The following is a 22,312-nucleotide window of genomic DNA, read 5'->3' as shown; positions in this document are numbered from 1 at the left end:
CTTTTGGAGGACGTATGCCCCGAATCACCGTCAACGTCGATGGAATCGCATACGAGGAGGAGGTCGAGCCGCGCCTTCTCCTCGTCCATCTGCTACGAGATCGGCTGGGCAAGACCGGCACGCCCATCGGCTGCGACACCGGCAACTGCGGCGCCTGCACCGTGATGCTCGACGGCAGGAGCGCGAAGAGTTGTTCCGTGCTCGCCGTGCAGGCCGACGGGAGCGACGTCGTCACGGTTGAGGGCCTGGCCCAGGGAGGCGAGTGGCATCCCATGCAGCAGGCCTTTCACGAAGAGCACGCCCTGCAGTGCGGGTACTGCACCCCCGGCATGATCATGGCGGCGATCGACCTGCTCAGGGACGACCCCGACCCGTCGGAGGAGACGGTCCGCGAGGGGTTGGAGGGCAACCTGTGCCGCTGCACGGGGTACTGCAACATCGTCAGGGCGGTGCGGCGCGGCGCGGCGGAGATGTCCCGGCGGAGCACGTCCGGGCAGGAGGTGGCGGCGCCATGACCGAGCAGCTCATCGAGAGCGACCGGCCGAACGACCCGTCCGCCGCCCACGAGGTCGGCAGGGCGCGCAGGCGCAAGGAGGACGCCCGGCTGGTCACCGGCAGGACCACCTGGACCGACAACATCCAGCTCCCCGGCATGATGTACGTGGCCTTCCTGCGCAGCCCGATGGCCCACGCCAGGATCACCCGCGTCGACACCTCGGCCGCGAGCGGCCAGCCGGGCGTGGTCGCCGTCTACAGCGGGCGCGACTTCGCCGGCGAGCAGGGCAGCCTGCCCTGCGCCTGGCCGGTCAGCGAGGACATCGTCATCCCCGACCACCCGCCCATGGCGGTGGACGAGGTCCGCTACGTCGGCGAGGCGGTGGCCTGCGTGGTCGCCACCGACCGCTACCGGGCGGCCGACGCCCTGGAGGCGATCGAGATCGACTACGAGCCGCTGGAAGCGGTGCTCGACATGACCGAGGCGCTCGCCGAGGGGAGCCCCAAGGTCCACGAGGCCGGGAACCAGGCGTTCACCTGGAAGTTCGCCGGGGGCGACATCGAGGAGGCGTTCCGCGACGCCCCCGTGGTGATCGAGCGCACCTACGTGCAGCAGCGGCTCATCCCGACCGCCATGGAGCCTCGCGCGGTCGTGGCCACCACCGACGGCGACACCTTCACACTCTACTCGTCCACCCAGATCCCGCACATCCTGCGCGTCATGCTCGCGCTGACGACGGGCATCCCCGAGCACAAGCTGCGGGTGGTCGCCCCCGACGTGGGCGGCGGCTTCGGTTCCAAGCTCCAGGTCACCGCCGAGGAGGTGCTCGCGCTGCTGCTGACCCGCAGGCTGGGCAGGCCGGTGAAGTGGACCGAGTCCCGCTCCGAGGGCAACCTGACGGTGCACCACGGCCGCGACCAGCTCCAGCGGATCTCCGTCGCCGCCGACCGGGACGGGCGGGTGCGGGGCGTCAAGGTGGACCTGCTCGCCGACATGGGCGCCTACCTGATGCTGGTCACGCCGGGCGTGCCGCTGCTCGGCGCGTTCATGTACAACGGCATCTACAAGATGGACGCCTACGACTTCAAGTGCACCGGCGTCTTCACCACCAAGATGCCGACCGACGCCTACCGGGGCGCGGGCCGCCCCGAGGCGACGTTCGCGATCGAACGCGCCATGGACGAGCTCGCCCACGAGCTGGGCATGGACCCCGTCGAGCTGCGGCGCCGCAACTGGATCACCCACGCGGAGTTCCCGTACACCACGATCTGCGGGCTGACCTACGACTCGGGCAACTACGAGGCGGCGACCGAGCGGGCCCTGGCCCTGCTCGGCTACGACAAGCTCAGGGCCGAGCAGGCGGACCGGCGCGACCGGCGCGACCCGGTCCAGCTCGGCATCGGCGTCTCGACGTTCACCGAGATGTGCGGGCTGGCGCCCTCGCGGGTGCTCGGCAGCCTCAGCTACGGCGCGGGCGGCTGGGAGCACGCCTCGGTCAGGATGCTGCCCACCGGCAAGGTCGAGGTCGTCACCGGCTCCTCGCCGCACGGCCAGGGACACGAGACGGCCTGGAGCCAGATCGTCGCCGACGCGCTGGGCGTGCCGTTCGAGGACGTCTCCGTGCTGCACGGCGACACGTCCGTCTCGCACAGGGGCATGGACACCTACGGCTCCCGCTCCCTGGTGGTGGGCGGCGTCGCCGTGCTGGCCGCCTGCGAGAAGGTGAAGGACCGCGCCAAACAGCTCACCGCGCACCTGCTTGAGGCCTCCGCCGACGACATCGAGTTCGCCGACGGCACGTTCAAGGTCCGGGGCACCGAGGCGGGCAGGACCATCCAGGAACTGGCGCTGGCCACCTTCGCCGCGCACGACCTGCCCGACGGCTTCGAACCCGCGCTGGACGCCGACGCGACCTTCGACCCGGACAACTTCTCCTTCCCGCACGGCACCCACCTGTGCGCGATCGAGGTGGACACCGAGACCGGCGCCTCGAAGATCCGGACCTACGTGGCGGTCGACGACGTGGGCTCGGTGGTGAACCCGCTGATCGTCGAGGGCCAGGTGCACGGCGGCATCGCCCAGGGCATCGCCCAGGCACTGTTCGAGGAGGCGGTCTACGACACCGAGGGCAACCTGCTCACCACCACGATGGCCGACTACCTCATCCCTTCGGCGGCCGACCTGCCCGATTTCGTCACCGACCGCACCGAGACCCCGGCGACGACCAACCCGCTGGGCGTCAAGGGTGTCGGCGAGGCCGGGACCATCGCCTCCACCCCCGCCGTGGTCAACGCGATCGTCGACGCGCTGCGCCCGTACGGGGTGAACGACGTGCGGATGCCCTGCACCCCGGAGCGGATCTGGCGGATCGTCACCGAGGCGGCCGCCGAGGGAGGAGACCGATGATCCCCGCGTCGTTCGACTACGTCAGGCCCTCCTCGGTGGAGGAGGCGTGCCAGGTGCTCGGTGCGGCCGCGGCCTCCGGCGACGACGTCAAGGTGCTGGCCGGCGGCCAGTCGCTGCTACCGCTGCTACGGCTGCGGCTGGCCTACCCGTCGGCGCTGGTGGACCTCGGGCGCCTGCCCGGCCTGCGCGGCATCTCCGACCGTGGCGACCACGTGTTCATCGGCGCGCTCACCACCCACGACGAGGTGCTGCGCTCCGGGGTGATCAGGGAGCGCGTCCCGCTGCTCGCGCTGGCCACGGCCACGGTGGCCGACCCCGCGGTACGGCACCGTGGCACGTTCGGCGGTTCCATGGCCCACGCCGATCCGGCGGGGGACCTGCCGGCCGTGGCCCTGGCGCTCGACTGCGTCTTCGTCGCCCGCTCCGTCGACGGTGAGCGGGAGATCCCCGCCGCGGACTTCTTCGTCGACTACCTGGAGCCCGCGCTCGAACCCGATGAGGTGCTGATCGGCGCCCGGGTGCCGGTACTCGGCCCCGGGTGGGGTTTCCACTACGAGAAGTTCCACCGGACGGCGCAGGCGTGGGCGATCGTCGGCGTCGCGGCGGCCGTACGGCGGAGTGGCGGGGCCGTCGAGGAGGCCAGGATCGCGCTGACCAACATGGGTCCCACCCCGGTGCGGGCGAGTGCGGTGGAGACGGCGCTGCGCGGGGTGGACCTCGCGCCCGTGGGCTCCACCGGCGCCGACCCCGTCGGGGAGGCGTGCGCCGAGGCCGACGACGGCACCTCGCCCCCCGCGGACCTGCACGCCAGACCCGACTACCGCCGCCATCTGGCCCGGGTGCTGACCCGCAGGGCGGTCCGGGCCGCGAGCGGCTGAGTCCCGCCGTGACGGGGTGAGAACCAGGCGGGTTCTCACCCCGTCACGGCGGGCCTGCGAGTGTCCTCGCCATGAACGGCGGGGAGGGCGGCAGATGAGCCCCCCTCACCCGGGAGCCCGAGAGCGCCTCGCGGGAGGGCGGAGGCATCATCCCCATCCGGAGGGGCAGGGAGGAACGGACGCCGACCGACACGTACCGACGTGTGGCGGTCAACCGGCCCCGTGGCGGCATACTGGTAATACGCCCCCGTGTAGTCGTAATGTCGCAACAGCGACCGACCGACAAGGAGCGGATCGATGGCGATGCGGTTCGAGCACGAGTTCACGGTTCCCGTGCCGGTCGAGCAGGCGTGGCCGGTGCTACTCGACGTCGAGCGGATCGGCCCCTGCCTGCCCGGTGCCACCGTGGAACAGGTCGAAGAAGACTCCTTCACCGGCAGGATGAAGGTCAAGGTCGGGCCGATCACGGTGACCTACCGGGGCCGGGCCTCCTTCGAGAAGGTGGACTCAGACACCCACTCCATGACCATCAAGGCCGCCGGCAAGGAGGCCAGGGGCTCGGGCACCGCCGGTGCCACGGTCGTCGCGCGCCTGCACCCCGAGGGGCGGCACACCAGGGTCACCGTCGACACCTCCTTCAACGTGACCGGCCGCCCGGCCCAGTTCGGCCGGGGGGTGATGTCCGAGGTCGGCGAGAAGCTGATCGACAGGTTCGCGGCCAACCTATCCCTGCTGCTGGGCGAGAGCCCCGGCGTGGAAACCGCCGCCGAGACACCTTCCGAGACGCCGGGCGTGGGCGGCTGGAGTGCTCCCTCCCAGCCCGGCCCGGACGACGAGGTTCCGGTGGTCTCGGCGGCCTCGGGCCCCGGCCCCGCGACCCAGGCAGGCTGGGAGGAGCTGAGCGGGGCAGGAGCGGGCGCGTCCGGGCGGCATCTCAGCGCGGTGCCGACACCGCCCGGCCTCGTCGTCGACGAGAAGTCCGGGTCCCGCCAGAGCCATCCGGCGGGCACCTCACGCACCTCGCTCAGCCCCGACGAGGAGGCCATGAACCTTCTGGAGGTGGCGGGCCTGCCGCTGCTCAAACGCATCGCCCCACTGGTCGCCGCCCTGGCAGGCCTCATCCTGATCGCCTGGCTGGTCAGCCGCGCCCTGCGCCGCCGCTGAGTATCCGGTTTGATCGTTCGACGGGAAGCGCACGTCACCCTCACCCTCCCGTCGAACGACCTCCGGTGAGAACGTGGCGGCAAGCCGCTAACGGACACACCTCCGCCGCTCGCAGCCTTCGGGGAGCACGGGGGCCTCGTCGGTCCAGCCCATCGCCAGGAACACGACCTCGAATATGACCGACTTCTGCGGCAGCCCCCTGAAGTCGGTCAGCGAGCCCTTCTGCTGCGGATCCGGCTTCAGCAGCACGCTCCGGATGGCCGACAGTTCTCCCGTGGCCCGGTCGATCACCACGTGACTGTCGATGAAACCGTTCTGGAACGCCCTGGCCACCGTCACCGTCCGCCCGTCACCGAGGACGCGGGCACCGGGAACATCCGCCAGCATGCGATAGAGCGCGGCCCGCACGGCCGGGGAGATCGGCGCCTCGTCCAGGATGCCGGTGCCCACCGCCCAGAGCCATTCATCCCTGGTCATGACCGGTTTCCCCCCCGCTCGTGTCGTTCTGGCCAGGAAGGCGGGCCATGAGCCGAGCAGCTCCGACCTGAGCGCCACCGGATCGTCCGGCAGCCTCATGAACTCCAGCATGTTCAGGTCGGCCCCGAGCAGGCCGTTGCGGAGGTATTTCGCCTTCTGCCCCGAAGACGGCACATACTCCGTCTGACCCGGCCGCAGGAAGCCGCCCGCACAGTCCGCACCGCCCTCGCAGAGCTCCCGCGAACCCGCGCGCTTCCATTTGGCCAGATCAGCCGATGTCACCGGTTTTACGCCGATGAGCCGACGCTCTGCGACCTTGGGCAGGTCAGTGCTGCTCAGCCACGCGGTCCGGCGGTCACGTTCATCCACGAAGTAGCTCTTGTCGATCTTCAGGCGACTGGTGACCTCCGTCACCGTCCGCCAGTAACGACCGCTCTCGGGTTCGGTCCGCCCAGCCATCAGGTCCGCCGCGACCTCCAGATCCGCCCTCGGACCCACGGCCGGAGAGACGGTGGTCGCCCCCAGCCGTGGCAACACCGTCACCGTCACGACGACCGCCGCCGTGGCCACCGCCGTGATCACCCACCCGAGCCGCACTCCGAAGCGTGCCGTGGACCTCCGCCGGGGCCGCCGGCCGCCGTTCAGCACCCTGGCTCTGATCTCCGCCGTCCTCGCGGGATCGGCGAGCGGCGCATCCGGCATCACCTCGTCGATGAGCTTGAACTCCTTCATCAGATCTCCGTTCCCAGCGTGTCGCGCAGCCTGGTCCTGGCCCGGCTGAGCCGGGAGGCCACCGTGCCGTAGGCGACCCCGAGCGCCTCGGCGACCTCCTCGTAGGTCAGCCCGCCGTACGCGATGAGCAGCACCACATCCCGCTCACCCTTGGACAGCCGGGCCAGCGCCCCTGACAACCGGCTGACCGTCACCCCCGCCGTGACCCGCTCGGCGACCCGCTGATCATGGCCGTCGTCGTCGGGAGGCGGTCCGGTCCTGGCCAGCGCCCGATAGCGGCGGATCTCCGCCCGGCGATGGCGGCCGATCAGGTTGGTGGCGATGCCGTACAGCCAGGGCCGGACCCCGCCCCTGGCCGCGTCGAACCGGCCACGCCGGTGGAAGGCGACCAGGAAGGTCTCGGCGGCCAGGTCCTCGGCGACATCGAGGTCGAGCCGCCGCCCGATGTAGCGGCGGATCTCCTCGTAGTGGGCGTCGAAGACGGCGGCGAACCGCTCCCGGTCGACCAGCGAGGCCACCTCAGAAACAACGATCATGCAAGGGACTCCCTTGCCGGAAGGACAGGACACCCCTTCTTGCCCGGCGACCACCCCACCCTTCCCTTGTTTCTCACCTGCCCGCCGCCCTTCTCGCACTCTCACCGGAAGATCGCGTGTTGCCCCGCCGGATGCCGGACGTACTGCTGGCCGCCTGCGGAGGGCAGCAGTACCCACACCGCGCGGCAGCCGCCGTCGATCTCGCGTACTCCCCACTTGGCCGAGCACTGATTGACCAGCCACAGGCCACGCCCGCCGAAGCTCTCCGGATCCGGTTCGCGTGGCTCGGGGAACGTCGCCGCGCCGGAGTCGACCACCTCGACGGTCGCGGTCGCTCGATTCGACGTCGGCCCGGACGTCGGCAGCCGCTATGTGGAATGCCACCGCAATGCGGTAGAAGCGACCCGGGCGTGAGTGGGAGGGCTGAACTCACAGATCAGGGTCGCCATTGATCACCTCGTAACGCAAGAGCACCCGGTCGCGAGACCGTCGCTCGACCGCCAGCAGGCGTAACGACGTCGCAGAAGTATCCGGTGTCAGATCAGCGGCGGTGAACAGGGCTGGAGTCGTCGTTCCGCCGACGGCGATCGGAACCACTTCGATCTCGATCTCGTCCAGCAGCCCAGCACGCAGCAGCGCACCGTTCAAACGCCCCCCACCGTTGGAGACCACGGTCCGGACCCCGAGCCGGTCCCGAAGCTCCTCCAGCGCTACCGACAGATCGACGCGTTGATCGCCGACCAACAGATAGGGGATGCCCTCGCGCCGCAGGAACGACAGGTACGCCGCAGGCGTGGCCGCCGCCACCAGCACAAGGAGGTGCCACCCCGCCCAGCTCGGCCCTGGAAACTGCTTGTAGGTCCAGCGGACCCGACCGCGGCTGTCCGGCACGACCAGCCAGCCGCTCGTGGCCAGGGCCGTGATGTGGTCCGGCAGGTAGTGCCGCTGCAGTGCATCCGTCGGCTCCGTCGGTGGCGGCAGCTCCTCAACGACATGGTCATCGGTGACGAACGATCCGCTGCCTTCGAGGATGGCCTGCGGATGATGGCGTCGCTTGACGTCGGCGTATCCCGAACCGGTGAAGACCGGCCAGCGCTCGTCGATCATCAGTAGCACACCCGGCGATAGCGTGATCCGCCCGTCCACCGAACTGGAGTTGTGCGCGATGACACGCGGACGTCTTCCCCCCGACACATCCATACGGTCAGTCCAGCATGTCGGTCTGATGCGCGATCGAACTGCGCACGATGCCGACGACCGCCCCGGCATGCCGCATCGCAGCCTCGGACGGCACCTCCCGGAGATAGCGTCCGAAACCGAGCAGGATCTGCTGCGGGTCCTCCAGCAACGCCCCCTTGTGAAAGACCAGCTTCACGCCCTTCTTTGTCACCGCGATGCCGCACAGCCAGTGATGCCAGTTTCCTGCGACGGTGAAGGTCAGCCGCCCCCATTTGATCGACTGTTCCAGCCCGGGGTCGGCCCCCTGAACCAGCTCGGAGAGCTCCTCCACCTGGCCACGGACACGCGTATCAAAACCGTCCAGCCAACTCTGAACGCCCGGCCCCTGACCACCCACTGCCGTAACCATGCGCTCATCTTCGCACCCGCCACCGACAGTCCTGCCTCACCCACAGCAGTGGGCAACATCCGTAGCTGCTCACACAACGCCGGCGCACCCTCCAGTGCATCACCGCCGGCCCCAGCAGAATCGGCGACATCGTCAAAGCCGCGCTCGTTCTCACCCATTTCGAACACGGCTACCTGAAATGAAAGTCGCCGAGATCACCTCAGCGAAGAGCTTTGCTTAATTATCGCCATTGGATCCATCCTCTTGTTTTACAGTTTTCAACTGGCCTACCGGAGCAACGATGTGCGCGCCTTCGCTCTTGCATAACCACACTGCACGACCTTCGGCATCGGCCCGCAGGTGAAGTCCAAAAGGATGTTCAGGGCACTCGGGCCAGAGCACCCAAAGGACCTCCATCAAGCATTCTTGTAGCCCTTCAGCGACAACTAAAACGGCCTCACTCTTGTCGGCCGCCCAAAGATTCGTTCCCCCACCCCAATACCTTCCGTCACCCAGGCCAACGAATTTAGTTCCACCGAAGCCCGTTACGATCTTAAATGTATGCGAGTTTTTTATTTCGTCATCCAGATCCTGCTCGACTACCAGTAGGGCGTCACGAAGCAGCGACTTCATTTTTTTCGCCGCGGCATTTCTCATGAGTTCATACTTTCCTGGCTTGATTTGGCCCACATCTTCCGCCTGGGGGCTGCGAAAACCGTACGGCTCTAAAAGTCATCCGCCAGCGCGGATGCTCACCCCATACCGGGAGAATCACCAGCACCGGGAGTAAGCATTCACGCCCTGCGTATTCCGGCGCTGGATGGTCGCGGGGTGTGATCGTCTTTTGGGCGTGGATGCTTACGAGTCACCTGGGAGCCCCCCCCCCGAACGATTCGATGAATCCTCGAAGTGTTTGCGACCCGGGTGGCCGCGTACCTATCGTCGCCGCCATGGAAATCTCCCTGGCACAACCCATCGACCCCGCGACGCTCCCGGACGCGACGGGCAACTACACGCATGGCACCTTGGTGGCCGATGCCCGCCGCACCGTGTTCGTCAGCGGCCAGGTCCCCTGGGCCAGGCAGGGCGCGGTTCCCGAAGACTTCGACTCCCAGTGCCGCTTGACGTGGCACAACGTCCTCGCCGTACTGGCCGAGGCCGGCATGGGCGTACGAAACCTCGCCAAGGTCACGACGTACCTCTCCGACCGCATGTACCGGGAAGCCAACGGCCGCATCCGCCAAGAGATTCTCGGAGACCACCGTCCTGCTCTTACCATCATCATCACCGACATCTATTCCGAAGAATGGCTGCTGGAAATTGAGGCGATCGCCGTCGAGTGACCGATTACCCGATGTGCGTGTCCAGCAGGTGCCGGCCCAGCGGAGTCAGCTCGTGCCGAGCCGTTCGTGCCATCCGGGTGGTGACGACCAGCCCGGCACGTCGCAGATTCGCCACATGTGTCGAGGCGGTTGCCGGCGTGACGCCCAACACCGCGGCAAGGTCCGTGGTGCCGCAGCCGGAGCGATCGGCAAGAGCCCGCAACACCGCCGCCCGGCGCTCACCGATCGCCCCGGCCAAACGCCCATCCGGCCAGTTGCGCCCACCGTTGTCACGCCAGAACGCCCCGGCCGTGCGCGCCGGATAGAAGAGCATCGGCTGCTGCCGGTCGTTGAGCTGCCGGTGCACACCATCGGTCAGGAACATGCTCGGCACCAAAACCAGCCCGCGGCCGCCGAGAGCGAAATCGGGCGCGCCCGGCCCGTCGAATCCCAGATACGGATACTTCCAACGCACATGCGGAGGGCACAAAGTGGCGAGCATGGCATCCACACCGTGCCGTGCCGCGAGCCGTGCACGATAGGCCACATCCGCCGCCAACTGGACGTGCAGCCGTGGCCAATCGGTGGCCAGCACCGCTTGGTGGAACGCCGTGAAAGCGTGCCTTAACGTTCGCCGACCGCGGTCGGGATGGTGCAGTAGCGTGTCGACGACCACCGGAACGGTCTCCAGCATGCCGGCGAACGCGGCAGTGTCCTGTTGCACCGGCACGGATGGGTCGTCAAGCGCCGCGTGGAGTTCATCCTCGAACGACATCGAGTCAGCAGAAGGCTGCGGCGTCAGAAAGTCCGGCAGATGCCGGGTGTGCGCCGAGCACAGTGTCACCACCGGCCGAGCCACCGCAGGCAACGCCGCACGACTGGCATGACGCCACGCGGCCAGGCCGGGCGGCGGTTTCGGCAGTCCGAGACCACGCGCCGCCTTCAGCGTTTCCTGAAAGGGCAGGATGGCGAATCGGACACGGCCCAGATCCGAGTCGGAGAACACCAGGCGCGGCATACGCCCAAGGCTAGCGACGTCCTCTTCCTACATGGATATTCAGCTATCTGGCTTGGTCGGACGATCCAGACGACCGTGTCGAGCATTTCCCTGCCGGGAGGTGCGGCACTTCCCTAGAACCCTTACCCGCGAGGTTTCCGCGACCCGCCCACACCGTGGCCGATCGGGCGTTCGGCCTCGCGCCGGTCCTCGCCCGCCGCGCGTCCCGCCATCGGGGTGATCTCGACGGTGAGGTGCTTGGCCAGTGGCTGCCCGCTCTGCGGGCTGAAGTCAGTGAGCGCGCAGAGCACGTTCAGCTCGGGCATGTAGCCGATCGCGCTGCCGCGCGGGATGTCGTAGCCGAAGGCCCGGTAGCCGTAGACGCTGCGCCTGCTGCCGTCCTTGGCGATGCTGGTGATGTCGACGAGGTCGGCCTCGGCCAGGCCCCGGTCCCGCATGTCGTCGCGGTTCATCAGCACCAGGGTGCGCAGGTTCTCGACGCCCCGGTAGCGGTCGTCGTCGGAGTAGACGGTGGTGTTCCACTGGTCGTGGGAGCGCACCGTGCCCAGCGTCAGGCGTCCTGCCTCCGGTATGACGTTCGGAACCGGGGCGGTGGAGAACTCCGCTCGCCCGGACTCGGTGAGGAAGACCCGCTCGCGGGCCGGCTGGCGGATCCGGAAGCCCAGCGGCATCCGGACCCGTCGGTTGAAGTCCTCGAACCCGTCGAGGACCCGGGCCATGGTGTCGCGGATGCGGTCGTAGTCGTCGACGTACTCCTGCCAGGGCGTGGCGCTGTCCGGCAGGGTCGCCCGCGCCATCCCGGCGATGATCGCCGGTTCGGAGAGCAGTTGCCGGGAGGCCGGGTTCCGCATGCCGATCGACAGGTGCACCATGCTCATCGAGTCCTCGACCGTGACCCCCTGCAGCCTGCGGCGCTGCCAGTCCTTCTCGGTACGGCCGAGGCAGGGCAGGATCAGCGCCTTCTCGCCGTGCACCAGGTGGCTGCGGTTGAGCTTGGTGCTGACCTGCACGGTCAGCTCGCAGTTGCGCAGCGCCTGGAAGGTGTGCGGGGTGTCGGGCGTGGCCAGCGCGAAGTTGCCGCCCATGCTCACGAACACCTTGACGTCGCCGCGGCGCATCGCCTCGATGGTGCCGACGGTGTCCAGGCCCCAGGCCCGCGGCGGGTCGATGCCGCACACCTCGGCCAGCCGGGAGAGCAGCCGCTCGCTCGGATGGGAGTCGACCCCGCAGGTGCGGTTGCCCTGGACGTTGCTGTGCCCGCGAATGGGGCACGGACCCGCGCCCTCACGGCCCACGTTGCCCCGGAGCAGCAACAGGTTGGCGATCTCTCGCACGGTGTCGACGCCGTGTTCCTGCTGGGTGATGCCCAGACACCAGCTGATGATGGTGCGCCTGGAACGCAGGTAGACGTCGGCGAGCTCGCGGATCCTCGCCTCGGCCACGCCCGACTGGCGCTCCAGTTGCGGCCAGCCGGCCTCGGCGCATGCCCGCCGGTAGTCCTCGAAGCCGTGTGTGTGGTTGTCGATGAACTCGTGGTCGATGGCCTTCGGGTCGATCTTCGCCTCCTCGAACACGGCCTTCGCGACCCCGCGCAGCAGCGCCAGGTCGCCGCCGATCCTCGGTTGCACGTTGAGCGTGCCGGTCCTGGTGGCGTGGAAGGTGCCCATCGAGAGGAGGTCGTGGGGCACGATCGTCTTTCCGGCCGCCGCCTCGATCAGCGGGTTGATGTGCACGATCTGGGCGCCGCGCTGGTACGCCTCGACCAGCGCGGTCAGCATGCGCGGCGCGTTGGAGGCCGCGTTGGAGGCGAGAAGGAAGATCGCGTCGGCCTTGCCCCAGTCGTCCAGGTCGACGGTGCCCTTGCCGGTGCCCAGGGCGGCCTTCAGCGCCCGGCCACTGGCCTCGTGGCACATGTTCGAGCAGTCCGGCAGGTTGTTGGTGCCGAACTCGCGGACCCAGAGCTGGTAGAGGAACGTGGCCTCGTTGCTCAGCCGCCCGGAGGTGTAGAACGACGCCTGGTCCGGGCTGCTCAGCTTCCTGAGCGTCGAGCCGACCAGCTCGAACGCGTCCGGCCAGGAGATCGGCCGGTACTTGTCGGAGTCCGGGTCGTAGACCATCGGCTCGGTCAGCCTGCCCTGGTCCTCCAGCGCGAAGTCGCTCCAGCCGGACAGCTCGGTGACGGTGTGCTCGTCGAAGAACCGGCGCCCGACGCGCTTGGAGGTCATCTCCCAGGTGACGTGCTTGATGCCGTTCTCGCAGATGTCCAGGCGCAGGCCCTTCCTGTTGTCCGGCCACGCGCATCCCGGGCAGTCGAAACCGTGGTTCTCGTGGTTCATCCGGAAGATCGCCCGCGTCCCCTCGACCGGCTCCCGCGTCTTGGCCAGCACCTTCCCGACGCTGAGCGCCGCGCCCCAGCCCGCCGCCGGGTGCCGGTAGTCACGCCTGGAGAAGGGCGCGCCGGTGTTGGGTCCGCGCCCCCGCGCCGGAACCCCCGGCATCCCCTGTCCGAAGTTCTCTCCTGAGGCAAGAATGTCGTCGGCCATGAGTGGTCCCCCCCGGGGTGGCGCAGTCGAGCCCGACATGCGTGCACATGCCGCGATATTCCCGGTCTACCGCCCCCGCCCCCACCTCAGCCCCAAACAACCCCCCGGCCTTCCCCAAGCTTGGACCGCCAAGGACCCCGTCAGGTGACGGTGTCGGCGACACGGTCGATCTGGTCCACGTCGGAGGACCAGCAGTAGAGCATGACCTCGTCGGCGCCGATCTCGCCGTACGCGGTGACGGCCTGCCTGATCGCTTCCGGTGTGGTGAGCATCTCGTCGACCACCTCCTTCGCGCCGTCCCCCATGAAGCGGTAATAGTCACCGAGGGCACGTTTCGCCTCGTCCACGACTGATTCGGGGCCGAGGGCGGCGTTGGACTGGGCCACCAGCCGAGGACGACCGGCACGCCCGGCGGCCTGCCACGATGCCTCGACGGCTCGGTAGAACTGCCCCATCTGTTCCGGCGTGAGATGAGCACCGAGGAATCCGTCGCCCCAGCGAGCGATGCGCTCGACGGTGGCGGGAACGAAGCCTCCGAACAGCACTTCAGGTCCGCCCCGGCGGGCCGGGGCGGGGCCGATCGGTCCGATGCCCTGGGCGTACGGCTCGCCCTCCCAGACGCGCCGGAGAGCTGCCATCTGCTCATCCAGGTGGCTCCCCCGGCCACGGACCTGGACGTCCACGGCCCGGTAGTCGTCCTCGCGTGCCCCGATCCCCACACCGAGGGTGAAGCGACCACCGGAAATCCGATCCAGGGTCGCGGTCTGCTTGGCGAGCAGGGCGGTCGCGCGCAAGGGCGGGATCAGCACTTCGGTCTGCACGCGGATCCGTGAGGTGGCCCCCGCGATGGCCGCCAGAGTGACCATCGCTTCCGGGTTGTCGTACACGATGCGGTCGAGCAGACCGAGGGTCGAAAAGGGGCCGACGTCGGCGCGCCGGGCCCAGCTGAGCAGGCACACGGGGTCGCTTACCGGCAGGCCGAAACCTATTTTCATGGGATCGCCCCCTCCAGGACCAGCGTTGTGTGATCCCTTGATTCCGGACAATCACCCACCGTACAGACTCACTGTTCGATAAAAGACCTGGTCAGATGGTTATATGCGTAAAGCGTGCGCGCACGCACGAACAGTCGTATGGCGATGCGTGTCACCCGGACAGGGATCGGTCGACGTTCGTGGTCGACTCCCTGGGCGCCACCGGCGAGGTCCGCACGGACGCGCAGCCTGACGTCCTGCGCGACGTCGCGGCGGACATGACCGCCACCTGGACCGCGCCGCGGTGAGGGCGGCGCCCCAGAGCCCGCCACAGCGGGGACGCTCACCCCGGCAGAAAGTGATCCGGTCCTTACCGGACAGCAGTCTCAGGTCGATCCTGCCCACCGCGGTCCCGAAGAGCGGGGTGCCCTCGCCGAGTCCGCCCCCTTGCATCCCTTCACCGCAACCTAGGTTGTATATCTAACTATCTTGCTCTACGGTCTAGGTAGCAGAGCACCTTTGGAGGTCCCCCTTGTCATCCCCCTTGACGCTTGTCCTGGCAGTCGTCCTCGTCGGCTACCTGGCCGTCGCCAGCCCCCTGCTCGGCAAGCACACCTACGACAGGCTGGCCCGCACTCGTGACCAGGACCCCATGGCCTACCGCCGGATGTTCACGCTCTGGAGCGCCGAGCTGTGGACGCTGGCCGCCGTGGCGCTGCTCATCGTCGCCGTGGAGCCGAACCTCGACGCCGCGGACATCGGCCTGGTGATCACGGAGCCGCTGGACGACACCCTCGGCACGATCGTCGGCTTCCTGGTCGCCGCCACGGCCGGCGTGCTCGTCTTCAGGCGGCTGGCCGCCAAGGGCAAGCCCATCCCCGGCCAGCAGGCCTTCAACCACCTGCTGCCGCGCACCACGGCCGAGCGCTGGTACGCCGCGGGCCTGTCGGTGACCGCCGGCATCACCGAGGAGATCGTCTACCGAGGCCTGCTCATCGCGGTCGGCACGGGCGCGCTCGGCCTGAGCACGGAGGTCGCGGCCTTCGGCGCGCTGGCGGTGTTCGTCGCCGGCCACCTCTACCAGGGCTGGCGCGGCATGCTCGCGGTCACCCTGGTCGGCTTCGGCCTGACCTTGCTCTACCTGAGGACCGGCAGCCTGCTCATGCCGATCCTGTTGCACGCGCTGATCGACCTTCGCGGCCTGGTGTTCACCCCGCAGCCGCGACGTGAGCTAGTCGGGCACGCAGGCTAGATAGGATCGCTACCATGACGAGCGACCGACGTGCGAGCTGGCTCAAGGGCGTACTCGACCTGCTGGTTCTCGCCAGCCTGACGGCCGGCGAGAACTACGGCTACGAGATCGCCAAAGACCTCGCCGAGGCCGGTCTCGGTCAGATCAAGGGCGGCACGCTCTACCCGGTGCTCAACCGGCTGGAGGAGGCGGGGCTGGTCACCGCCGAGTTCCGGGTGACCGAGCGCGGGCCCGGCCGCCGCTACTACCGGCTCACCGAACAGGGCAGGCGAACACTCGCCGAGCAGGGCGGGCTCTGGCTGAACTTCAACGAATCGGTACGCACCGTACTGGCCAAGGGCCACATTGAGCCCACGAGTTCACCCGAAGGGAGAGTTCGATGAACGACTACGTCAACGAGACCGCAGGTGACTACTTCGACGAGCTCGCCGTGGTTCTGGCCGAGGCGGGCATGCCCACCGACCGGGTCAGGGCCATGCTGGACGACCTCGCCGGCTACCTCGCCGAGAGCGGCAGCGGCGACCCCGAGGAGGAGTTCGGCCCGGTGGCCGAGCTGGCCCGCGAGCTGGCCGTCACCTCGCCCCCGCCCGCCGCGGATGCCCGTACCTGGCGCTGGACCGCCGATCTGTTCCACGACGTCAGCATGCTCAACGAGTACGGCGCCCAGGGCTGGGAGGTCGACGGGGTCGATGCGAAGGGCCTGTTCGTCAGCGCCCGAGACCCCGAGCACCCCCAGCAGTGGGAGTACCGCAGAGAGCTGGTCTCGCCCGGCCGCCGCCAGAGCGTGCTCGACCTGCTCGCCCCCGACGGCTGGGAGCCGTGCGGCAGGTGGGTGTGCTTCGAGTACTTCAAGCGGCCCAAGGCCGCCAGCCTGGGGCCCGCCGCGGAGCTGACCGCGCCGCCGCGCCCCCCGGGGCGCAGCATCTTCCTCAGTCCGAAGTACCACGCTTTCATCGCCGGCCTGCTGGCGACGACGGCACTGGCGGCGGGGGCCCTGGTGCTGATGCTTCAGGTCGTCGGAGTAGAGTTCGACCCCATCGACGAGAGCCTCGACACCATCCTGGGTGCGCTCACCGGAATGGCCGTGGCCGCGCTGGCCGTGATGGCCGCGCTGTGGCTGGTCGCTCGACGACACGACAGGAATCGCTGAGCACCTGATCGGGCACGGCGCCCGATCCGCAGGGATGCCGTGGAAACGGGAGATCGCCCCTCGGCCTGCCGGCACCGCCGGCCCTGCGGATGAGCGAGAATGATCCCCGTGACCGGCGTACACGTGCTCAACGGCCCGAACCTGAACCTGCTCGGCACCCGCAGACCCGAGGTCTACGGCACCATGACGCTGCCGGACGTCGAGGAGCTGTGCCGCGAGGAGGCCACTCGGCTCGGCCTGGACCTGGTCTTCCGTCAGTCCAACCACGAGGGCCAGCTGATCGACTGGATCCACGAGGCCGGGGCGCGGGTCAAGGCCGGTGAGGTCATCGGCGCGGTCTTCAACCCCGGGGCCTACACCCATACCTCGATCGCCCTGCACGATGCCATCGAGGGCACCGAGCTACCGCTCGTCGAGGTGCACATCTCCAACGTGCACCGCCGCGAGTCCTTCCGCCACCACTCGTACATCTCCCCCGTCGCGCGCGGCACCATCGTCGGCCTCGGCGTGGACGGCTACCGCCTCGCCATCGACGCCCTGCACAGGATGTCCCTGCAGTAAGGGACCACAGGCTCCTCGGGTACGCCGCTTTCGACCTTCCACCCCGCACAGACCTGTACCGATGAGCGGCCCCCGACCCGCCCTCGCCGCGCCTTGATCCTGGCCGGCGTCAGACGGTGGCGGGCCGGTAGAAGCGGGACTGCCTGTCTCATAGAGCATCAAAAAGAGTGTTATCAGTGGACAAGTGGGACAACCGGTTACTTTTTCTCGGGGATACCTCGGGGTGTGATCAATGTCCCGGAGTGCAGTGTTGTGGTGATTACCTACAACGATGCCGCGCGGCTGCCCAGGGCCGTGCGGTCCGTGCTCCGGCAGTCGCTGCGCAACATCGAGGTGATCATCGCCGACGACGCCAGCACCGACGAGACCGAGCAGGTCGCCCGGCAGCTGCAGCGGAAGGACGCGCGGGTCCGCTACCTGCGCGGGGAGGTCAACAGCGGGGGGTGCGGGACCCCGCGGAACAGGGGCGTGGCGGCGGCGCGAGCGCCGTACGTGATGTTCCTGGACAGCGACGACGAGCTGACCCGGCACGCCTGCAAGAGCATGCTGCTGGAGATCGAGCGGACCGGCGCCGACTTCGTCACCGGGCAGATCGCCCGGCTGTACGAGAAGAGCGGGAAGACCGCGCGCTACTACCCGGCCCTGTTCGCCAGACGCAGGACCGTCGAGGGGATCACCGAGGAGCCGGAGATGTTCCTCGACTCCTTCAGCACCAACAAGCTCTACCGGGCCGAGTTGCTGCGGCGGTTGCCGTTCCCCGAGGACATGCACTACGAGGACCACGTCTTCAGCACCGCCCTGTACTGCGCGGCGCGGCGGTTCGCCGTGGTTCCGTGGGTGGTCTACCTCTGGCACCGGGCCTCGGCGGAGAGCGACGCGCGATTGTCGATCTCGCTGAGCCTGACCGACATGTCCAACGTCCGCTCCAGGATCAGGGCGGCCCGGCTGAGCGACGACATCCTGCGCGACAACGGCCTCGGTGGCCTGGTGCACGAGCGGCAGCGCCGGTTCCTCCGCCAGGACCTGCGGGTCTACCTCAACCCGCTGCCCGCGCGGGACCTCGCGTGGGTCGAGGAGTTCGTCTCGGTGATCCGCCCCTACCTGTCCGAGCTCGACCCGGTGGTGTTCGAGACGATCGACCCGCTCATCAGGGTCTGCTGTAGTTTCATCCTCGCCGACCGGCCTGACGAGCTCCTGGTGGCCGCCGCCTCGCTGAACGGGCCGAAGGCACCGCCGCGGGCCGCCCTGCGCGAGGAGGGACGCACCTACTGGGGCACGGTCCCCGACGAGATGCGGGAGATCACCTCGCTCCGGATGGCCGAGCTGCCCTACAGCGCCTCCAGGTTGCGCCACGAGGCGGTCGTCACCGGCGAGGGCACCGTGCTCAGGCTGGTGATCAGGACCTACGACCCGTTCGGGGTGCTCGCCGCCACCCCCGGCTGGACCGCGTTCCTGCGCGCCGGGAGGCACCGGATACGGCTGGCACCGCGCGAGCGGGACGACGGCGGTCTGCTGAGCGAGGCGACGATCGACCTCGCCGCGCTCAGCCCCGGCCGTCTGGGCTGCGACGGCCGCCACGAGCCGGTGGTCGAGATCGTCAACCCCGACGGGAGGATCACCTCCGACCAGTTGCTGGTCGATTCGTCCAGCCCGCCGTTCGTCGTCGTCGTCCCGTGGCACGAGGTCACCGTCGGCGCGGAGGGGATCGCCGCGTTCCTGCGGTTGCGCTGGCGCCGCCGGGGAGCGCTCAGGCAGCTGGCCCGGGTGGGGCGGGTCGGCCTGAGGCTGCTGCGCAGGATGGACGGCCCCGAGGTGAAGCTTCGCGTCTACAAAGGGCTGATCTCCGTACTGCCACCCCGCCGGGATCTGGCCCTGTTCGAGTCCGACGTCGGCGCCGGGTACACCGGGAACCCGCGCTACATCTACGAGGAGCTCAGGCGGCGGGGCACGCCGTTGCGGGTGGTCTGGTCGGCGGCCGGGACCGCGCACGGCTTTCCTCCCGACGCCAGGCTGGTACGGCGGATGAGCTGGCGGCACATCTGGACCATGGCCAGGGCGGGCTACTGGGTCGACAGCCACGGCATGCCGCTGGCCTATCCCAAGCCGCCGCGCACGCGCTACCTGCAGACCTGGCACGGCCAGGGCATCAAGTCGGTCGGCTTCGACGCGCCCGACCTGCGCGCCGACTTCGACGGGCCGAGGGCGACCTGGCGGGCCGCGGTGGAGCGCTGGGACGCGCTGGTCTCGCCCAGCGCCGAGTTCGAGCGGGTGTTCGTGCCCTCCAACGGCTACCGGGGGCGGCTGCTGCGCCACGGCTCGCCCCGCTGCGACGTGCTCGTGCACGGTGACCGGGAGGCGGCCAGGCGGGCGAGGGAGCGGCTGGAGATCCCGCACTGGTCCAGGGTGCTGCTGTACGCCCCCACCTACCGCGACCGGGCCAAGGGGTCCGGCGAGTCGGTCAGGGCCGACCTGTCCGCGATGGCCGAGGCCCTGGCCGGCGACTGGACGGTGGTCCTGCGCACCCACCCGGTCGAGCGGTTCGAGGTGCCCGAGCAGCTGCGCCACTTCGTCCGCGAGGCCGGGTCGTACCCCGAGGTCAACGACCTGATACTGCTCTCGGACGCGCTGCTGACCGACTACTCGTCGCTGATGTGCGACTACGCGATCACCGGGCGGCCGATGCTGTTCCTGATCGACGACTGGGACGAGTACCGCAGGGTGGAACGCGGGGTCTACCACGACCTGCCCGCGATCGCCCCCGGCCCCTGCCTGACCACCACCGAGGAGCTGATCGAGGCGCTGCGCGACCTCGACGGCGTGACCGTCTCCTTCGCCGCCAGGTACATCGCGTTCCGCAGGATGTGGTGCGCGGAGGAGAAGGGCCACGCCTCGGCGAAGGTGGTGGACGCCTTCTTCGACCTCCCCTCGGTCCAGGTGCCCGCGCAGGCTCCCCGGGCGCCCGGCGGGCGGGAGCGGCGCCCCCCTGGCGGGCTGGGGCATCTGCCGGGGGTGCGGCGGCCGATCCAACTGCCCAGGTGGTCAGGGTGAGCGGCGGGCGCGCGGGGGCGGTCGTGTTCGCCTGCGTGGACGCCGACACCCTGGGCGGTGTCCAGCGGGTCACCCACACCGTGGCTCAGGGGCTCGCCGAACGGGGCCGCGAGGTGCACGTGATCGGACTGCACCGCGCCAGGAGCCCGTTCCGCTACGTGGAGCGGCCGCGTTACACCAGCCACGTGATCCACCGCACTCCGGTGAGCAGGCTGTCACCGCTGGGCCGGCGCCGTGAGCACCGGGAGCTCGGCAGGCTGCTGCGCGAGGTGGGGCCGGGGTTCGCCGTGCTCTCCTCGCCCAGCGTGGTCGCCCGGATCAGGGCCCTGCTGCCCGAGCGGCTGCTGCCGATCGGGCAGTACCACGGGTCGTACGAGCACGCGCGGGGCTCCTGGCACCTCGACTCGGTCCGCGACCACTACGGCACCCTGGAGAAGGCGGTCTTCCTCAGCGAGCGGGACGCGTGGCTCTTCGCCGAGCACGCGCTGCTGCCCAACACCTGGTCCATCCCGAACCCGCTGTTCGCCTGGCCGTCGGGGACCGCCGAGCTGACCGCCCGCCGGGTGCTCGGGATCGGCAGGCTGGAGGGTGTGAAGCGGTTCGACCGGCTGATCTCGGCCTTCGCCCAGGCCTGTGGCCGTTCCGCCCCCGGCGAGCCCGAGTTGCGGGCGGACCTCGCCGAGGCCCGTCGCGAGGCGGGCGAGGGCTGGGAGCTGCACCTGATCGGTGAGGGGACCGAGCAGCAGCGGCTCACCTCGCACGCCGCGGAATGCGAGGTGAGCGACCGGGTGGTCTTCCGTGGCACGGTGCCCGCGCCCCTGATGGGCGAGGAGTATCTGGGCGGGTCGGTGCTGGCGCTGGCCAGCGAGCACGAGGGGCTGCCGCTGGTGATCGGCGAGGCGGCGTCCTACGGGGTGCCCTCGGTGGCGTTCGACGTGTCGGGGGGGCTCAGGTCACTCGTACTGGACGGGGAGACCGGGGTGCTGGTGCCCCCGGCCGACGTGACCGCGCTCGCCGCCGCGCTGGCCGAGCTGATGGCCTCGGCCGAGGAGCGGCGGCGGTTGGGAGCCGCCGCCCGCGCTCACGTCGAGACGTTCCGGCCCGATCACGTGCTGGATCGGTGGGAGGCCCTGTTCGAGCAGGTCACCCGGTGACCGCCACCGGCTCGTTGCGTGGCATCGGCACTCCCGCCAGCACGATCTGGGCGGAGGTGAGCCGCGCCCCCAGCGGGTTCGGCTCGCGGAGCCGCATCAGCCGGTCGAAGGTGACCCGCTTGACCCGGGCCAGCTTCCGCTTGGCCGCGGTCCGCTCGTAGGAGACCAGCCGAGAGGTCTCGATCCTCGGCGCCCCGCTGAGCTCGTACCCGTAGGTCTCCAGGCGGTCGCCGAGCACGCTCTCGCAGAGCGAGACCTCGCCGGGGTCGAGCCGCTCGCGCCAGGAGCCGGTCCGCGCGGTGGTCACCTCGCCGTAGGTGCGCGCGTGCCAGGTCTTTCTGACGGGTACGGCGATGCCGGCCACCGCGGCCGGGTCGCACATGGACGGGTGGAAGTCCTCGCCGAGGAACTCGCACAGCCTGCGCAGGTGAGCCTCCGGCTCGGCGGTCAGATCCTCGTAGCGCAGCTCGTGGTAGCTGCCCTCGGGAAGCCTCGGCGCGCCGTGCCTGGCGAAGTCGATCGCCTCGGCCCAGGCGGAGACCGCGCTGTAGACGCTCCCGTTGTACCAGGGCATCTCCTTCAGCGACGCCACGCAGTCGCGGCCGTCCCTGACCAGGTGCACGAACTGGGCGTCGGGAAAGAGCCGGAGCAGCACGTCGGTGTACTGGAAGTACGAGGGCCGCTTGTCACCCCAGCGCGCCTTGCCGTGCCTGGTCGCGTAGGCGCGCAGCACGATGCCCAGCGCGGAGCCGAGCGTCGGCGGCCCGTCGACGATCTGTCCGAGCACCTCGTCGCGGTCCAGGTTCAGCTCGTGGAAGCGCGTCTGGCGCCGGTCGACCACCCACTCGGCCAGCTCGCGCCGGTGCTCCGCGTCGTTGAGGTCGCCGAACTGGAGCCGCCGCTGGTAGGTGGAGACCATGAACCGGGTCTCCGGCGGGATGGCGACGCGTGGGTGGGCGTGCAGCATCAGCTGCAGCATCGTCGTCCCCGAACGGGGACAGCCCAGGATGAAGATCGGGCGGTCGGGCTTCACG

21 protein-coding genes are annotated in these 22,312 nt (G+C 69.4%); 11 read left to right on the top strand and 10 right to left on the bottom strand.

Features of this window, described 5'->3' with window-relative positions; genetic code table 11:
* Positions 1–14 precede the first annotated feature (14 nt).
* The 4 genes from ABT061_RS01775 (at position 15) to ABT061_RS01760 (ending at position 4,944) form a co-directional block, all read left to right on the top strand.
* The gene (locus ABT061_RS01775; protein WP_350911557.1) at positions 15–515 is read left to right on the top strand and encodes a (2Fe-2S)-binding protein; all 501 of its coding nucleotides are present in this window, start codon (positions 15–17) and stop codon (positions 513–515) included.
* On the top strand, positions 512–2,902 hold the full coding sequence (locus tag ABT061_RS01770; RefSeq protein ID WP_350911555.1) for a xanthine dehydrogenase family protein molybdopterin-binding subunit: 2,391 nt from the start codon (positions 512–514) through the stop codon (positions 2,900–2,902). The genes ABT061_RS01775 and ABT061_RS01770 overlap by 4 nt, the downstream gene beginning before the upstream one ends.
* Entirely contained in the window at positions 2,899–3,780 is an 882-nt protein-coding gene (locus ABT061_RS01765) for an FAD binding domain-containing protein (RefSeq protein ID WP_350911553.1), read from the top strand. The genes ABT061_RS01770 and ABT061_RS01765 overlap by 4 nt, the downstream gene beginning before the upstream one ends.
* A 297-nt stretch (positions 3,781–4,077) precedes the next feature.
* Complete coding sequence (locus tag ABT061_RS01760) at positions 4,078–4,944, top strand: SRPBCC family protein (RefSeq protein WP_350911551.1); 867 nt, start codon at positions 4,078–4,080, stop codon at positions 4,942–4,944.
* 87 nt (positions 4,945–5,031) lie between these two features.
* Here ABT061_RS01760 and ABT061_RS01755 read toward each other — a convergent pair whose 3' ends face one another.
* The 6 genes from ABT061_RS01755 to ABT061_RS01730 all read right to left on the bottom strand — a co-directional run bounded on the left by ABT061_RS01755 (position 5,032) and on the right by ABT061_RS01730 (position 8,946).
* Entirely contained in the window at positions 5,032–6,153 is a 1,122-nt protein-coding gene (locus tag ABT061_RS01755; protein ID WP_350911549.1) for a hypothetical protein, read from the bottom strand.
* A complete protein-coding gene (locus ABT061_RS01750; RefSeq protein ID WP_350911547.1) occupies positions 6,153–6,689 on the bottom strand; it encodes an RNA polymerase sigma factor in 537 nt (178 codons plus the stop codon). Before ABT061_RS01750 ends, ABT061_RS01755 begins: the two co-directional genes overlap by 1 nt.
* A 101-nt stretch (positions 6,690–6,790) precedes the next feature.
* Positions 6,791–7,006, bottom strand: coding sequence for an ATP-binding protein (locus ABT061_RS01745; protein WP_350911545.1), 216 nt, complete (start codon positions 7,004–7,006; stop codon positions 6,791–6,793).
* 112 nt (positions 7,007–7,118) lie between these two features.
* On the bottom strand, positions 7,119–7,889 hold the full coding sequence (locus tag ABT061_RS01740) for a RibD family protein (protein ID WP_350911544.1): 771 nt from the start codon (positions 7,887–7,889) through the stop codon (positions 7,119–7,121).
* A gap of 4 nt (positions 7,890–7,893) precedes the next feature.
* Positions 7,894–8,277, bottom strand: coding sequence for a DUF1801 domain-containing protein (locus tag ABT061_RS01735; protein ID WP_350911542.1), 384 nt, complete (start codon positions 8,275–8,277; stop codon positions 7,894–7,896).
* A 216-nt stretch (positions 8,278–8,493) separates the two neighbouring features.
* Positions 8,494–8,946 carry a hypothetical protein gene (locus ABT061_RS01730; protein WP_350911540.1) on the bottom strand — a complete coding sequence of 151 codons (453 nt, stop codon included), beginning with the start codon at positions 8,944–8,946 and terminating at the stop codon, positions 8,494–8,496.
* Positions 8,947–9,206: 260 nt separating this feature from the next.
* On the opposite strand from ABT061_RS01730, the gene ABT061_RS01725 reads away from it, so the two are divergent.
* On the top strand, positions 9,207–9,599 hold the full coding sequence (locus ABT061_RS01725) for a RidA family protein (protein WP_350911538.1): 393 nt from the start codon (positions 9,207–9,209) through the stop codon (positions 9,597–9,599).
* A 4-nt stretch (positions 9,600–9,603) separates the two neighbouring features.
* On the opposite strand, the gene ABT061_RS01720 is transcribed toward ABT061_RS01725, so the two are convergent.
* From ABT061_RS01720 to ABT061_RS01710, 3 genes are all read right to left on the bottom strand, one after another.
* Positions 9,604–10,596: a DUF5937 family protein gene (locus ABT061_RS01720; RefSeq protein ID WP_350911536.1), complete on the bottom strand. Its 993-nt coding sequence runs from the start codon at positions 10,594–10,596 to the stop codon at positions 9,604–9,606.
* A gap of 122 nt (positions 10,597–10,718) precedes the next feature.
* On the bottom strand, positions 10,719–13,139 hold the full coding sequence (locus tag ABT061_RS01715; protein ID WP_350911534.1) for an FdhF/YdeP family oxidoreductase: 2,421 nt from the start codon (positions 13,137–13,139) through the stop codon (positions 10,719–10,721).
* 140 nt (positions 13,140–13,279) lie between these two features.
* Complete coding sequence (locus tag ABT061_RS01710; RefSeq protein ID WP_350911532.1) at positions 13,280–14,134, bottom strand: LLM class flavin-dependent oxidoreductase; 855 nt, start codon at positions 14,132–14,134, stop codon at positions 13,280–13,282.
* A gap of 511 nt (positions 14,135–14,645) precedes the next feature.
* On the opposite strand from ABT061_RS01710, the gene ABT061_RS01705 reads away from it, so the two are divergent.
* The 6 genes from ABT061_RS01705 (at position 14,646) to ABT061_RS01680 (ending at position 21,278) form a co-directional block, all read left to right on the top strand.
* Complete coding sequence (locus ABT061_RS01705; RefSeq protein WP_350911530.1) at positions 14,646–15,365, top strand: CPBP family intramembrane glutamic endopeptidase; 720 nt, start codon at positions 14,646–14,648, stop codon at positions 15,363–15,365.
* A gap of 14 nt (positions 15,366–15,379) precedes the next feature.
* Positions 15,380–15,748: a PadR family transcriptional regulator gene (locus ABT061_RS01700; RefSeq protein WP_350911528.1), complete on the top strand. Its 369-nt coding sequence runs from the start codon at positions 15,380–15,382 to the stop codon at positions 15,746–15,748.
* Positions 15,745–16,515, top strand: coding sequence for a hypothetical protein (locus ABT061_RS01695; protein WP_350911526.1), 771 nt, complete (start codon positions 15,745–15,747; stop codon positions 16,513–16,515). The genes ABT061_RS01700 and ABT061_RS01695 overlap by 4 nt, the downstream gene beginning before the upstream one ends.
* A 99-nt stretch (positions 16,516–16,614) precedes the next feature.
* Positions 16,615–17,076 (top strand): type II 3-dehydroquinate dehydratase, encoded by a 462-nt coding sequence (gene aroQ / locus ABT061_RS01690; RefSeq protein ID WP_350911525.1) that lies wholly within the window; start codon positions 16,615–16,617, stop codon positions 17,074–17,076.
* A gap of 255 nt (positions 17,077–17,331) precedes the next feature.
* Positions 17,332–20,124: a bifunctional glycosyltransferase/CDP-glycerol:glycerophosphate glycerophosphotransferase gene (locus tag ABT061_RS01685; RefSeq protein WP_502991317.1), complete on the top strand. Its 2,793-nt coding sequence runs from the start codon at positions 17,332–17,334 to the stop codon at positions 20,122–20,124.
* Positions 20,121–21,278, top strand: coding sequence for a glycosyltransferase (locus tag ABT061_RS01680; RefSeq protein WP_350911521.1), 1,158 nt, complete (start codon positions 20,121–20,123; stop codon positions 21,276–21,278). The genes ABT061_RS01685 and ABT061_RS01680 overlap by 4 nt, the downstream gene beginning before the upstream one ends.
* Here ABT061_RS01680 and ABT061_RS01675 read toward each other — a convergent pair.
* Entirely contained in the window at positions 21,268–22,311 is a 1,044-nt protein-coding gene (locus ABT061_RS01675; RefSeq protein ID WP_350911519.1) for a sulfotransferase family protein, read from the bottom strand. The genes ABT061_RS01680 and ABT061_RS01675 overlap by 11 nt on opposite strands.
* Between the last annotated feature and the right edge of the window lies 1 nt (position 22,312).

This window comes from Streptosporangium sp. NPDC002544, assembly GCF_040295965.1.
Taxonomy (GTDB): domain Bacteria; phylum Actinomycetota; class Actinomycetes; order Streptosporangiales; family Streptosporangiaceae; genus Streptosporangium.
The sequence above is the reverse complement of the archived record's forward strand: the minus strand, read 5'-3'. Positions and strand labels throughout refer to the sequence as shown.

Bases quoted from the DNA above. Each gene is read 5' to 3' on its own strand.
- ABT061_RS01775 (WP_350911557.1), top strand. From the start codon at position 15: ATGCCCCGAATCACCGTCAACGTCGATGGAATCGCATACGAGGAGGAG.
- ABT061_RS01770 (WP_350911555.1), top strand. From the start codon at position 512: ATGACCGAGCAGCTCATCGAGAGCGACCGGCCGAACGACCCGTCCGCC.
- ABT061_RS01765 (WP_350911553.1), top strand. From the start codon at position 2,899: ATGATCCCCGCGTCGTTCGACTACGTCAGGCCCTCCTCGGTGGAGGAG.
- ABT061_RS01760 (WP_350911551.1), top strand. From the start codon at position 4,078: ATGGCGATGCGGTTCGAGCACGAGTTCACGGTTCCCGTGCCGGTCGAG.
- ABT061_RS01755 (WP_350911549.1), bottom strand. From the start codon at position 6,153: ATGAAGGAGTTCAAGCTCATCGACGAGGTGATGCCGGATGCGCCGCTC.
- ABT061_RS01750 (WP_350911547.1), bottom strand. From the start codon at position 6,689: ATGATCGTTGTTTCTGAGGTGGCCTCGCTGGTCGACCGGGAGCGGTTC.
- ABT061_RS01740 (WP_350911544.1), bottom strand. From the start codon at position 7,889: ATGGATGTGTCGGGGGGAAGACGTCCGCGTGTCATCGCGCACAACTCC.
- ABT061_RS01735 (WP_350911542.1), bottom strand. From the start codon at position 8,277: ATGGTTACGGCAGTGGGTGGTCAGGGGCCGGGCGTTCAGAGTTGGCTG.
- ABT061_RS01725 (WP_350911538.1), top strand. From the start codon at position 9,207: ATGGAAATCTCCCTGGCACAACCCATCGACCCCGCGACGCTCCCGGAC.
- ABT061_RS01720 (WP_350911536.1), bottom strand. From the start codon at position 10,596: ATGCCGCGCCTGGTGTTCTCCGACTCGGATCTGGGCCGTGTCCGATTC.
- ABT061_RS01715 (WP_350911534.1), bottom strand. From the start codon at position 13,139: ATGGCCGACGACATTCTTGCCTCAGGAGAGAACTTCGGACAGGGGATG.
- ABT061_RS01710 (WP_350911532.1), bottom strand. From the start codon at position 14,134: ATGAAAATAGGTTTCGGCCTGCCGGTAAGCGACCCCGTGTGCCTGCTC.
- ABT061_RS01700 (WP_350911528.1), top strand. From the start codon at position 15,380: ATGACGAGCGACCGACGTGCGAGCTGGCTCAAGGGCGTACTCGACCTG.
- ABT061_RS01695 (WP_350911526.1), top strand. From the start codon at position 15,745: ATGAACGACTACGTCAACGAGACCGCAGGTGACTACTTCGACGAGCTC.
- aroQ (WP_350911525.1), top strand. From the start codon at position 16,615: ATGATCCCCGTGACCGGCGTACACGTGCTCAACGGCCCGAACCTGAAC.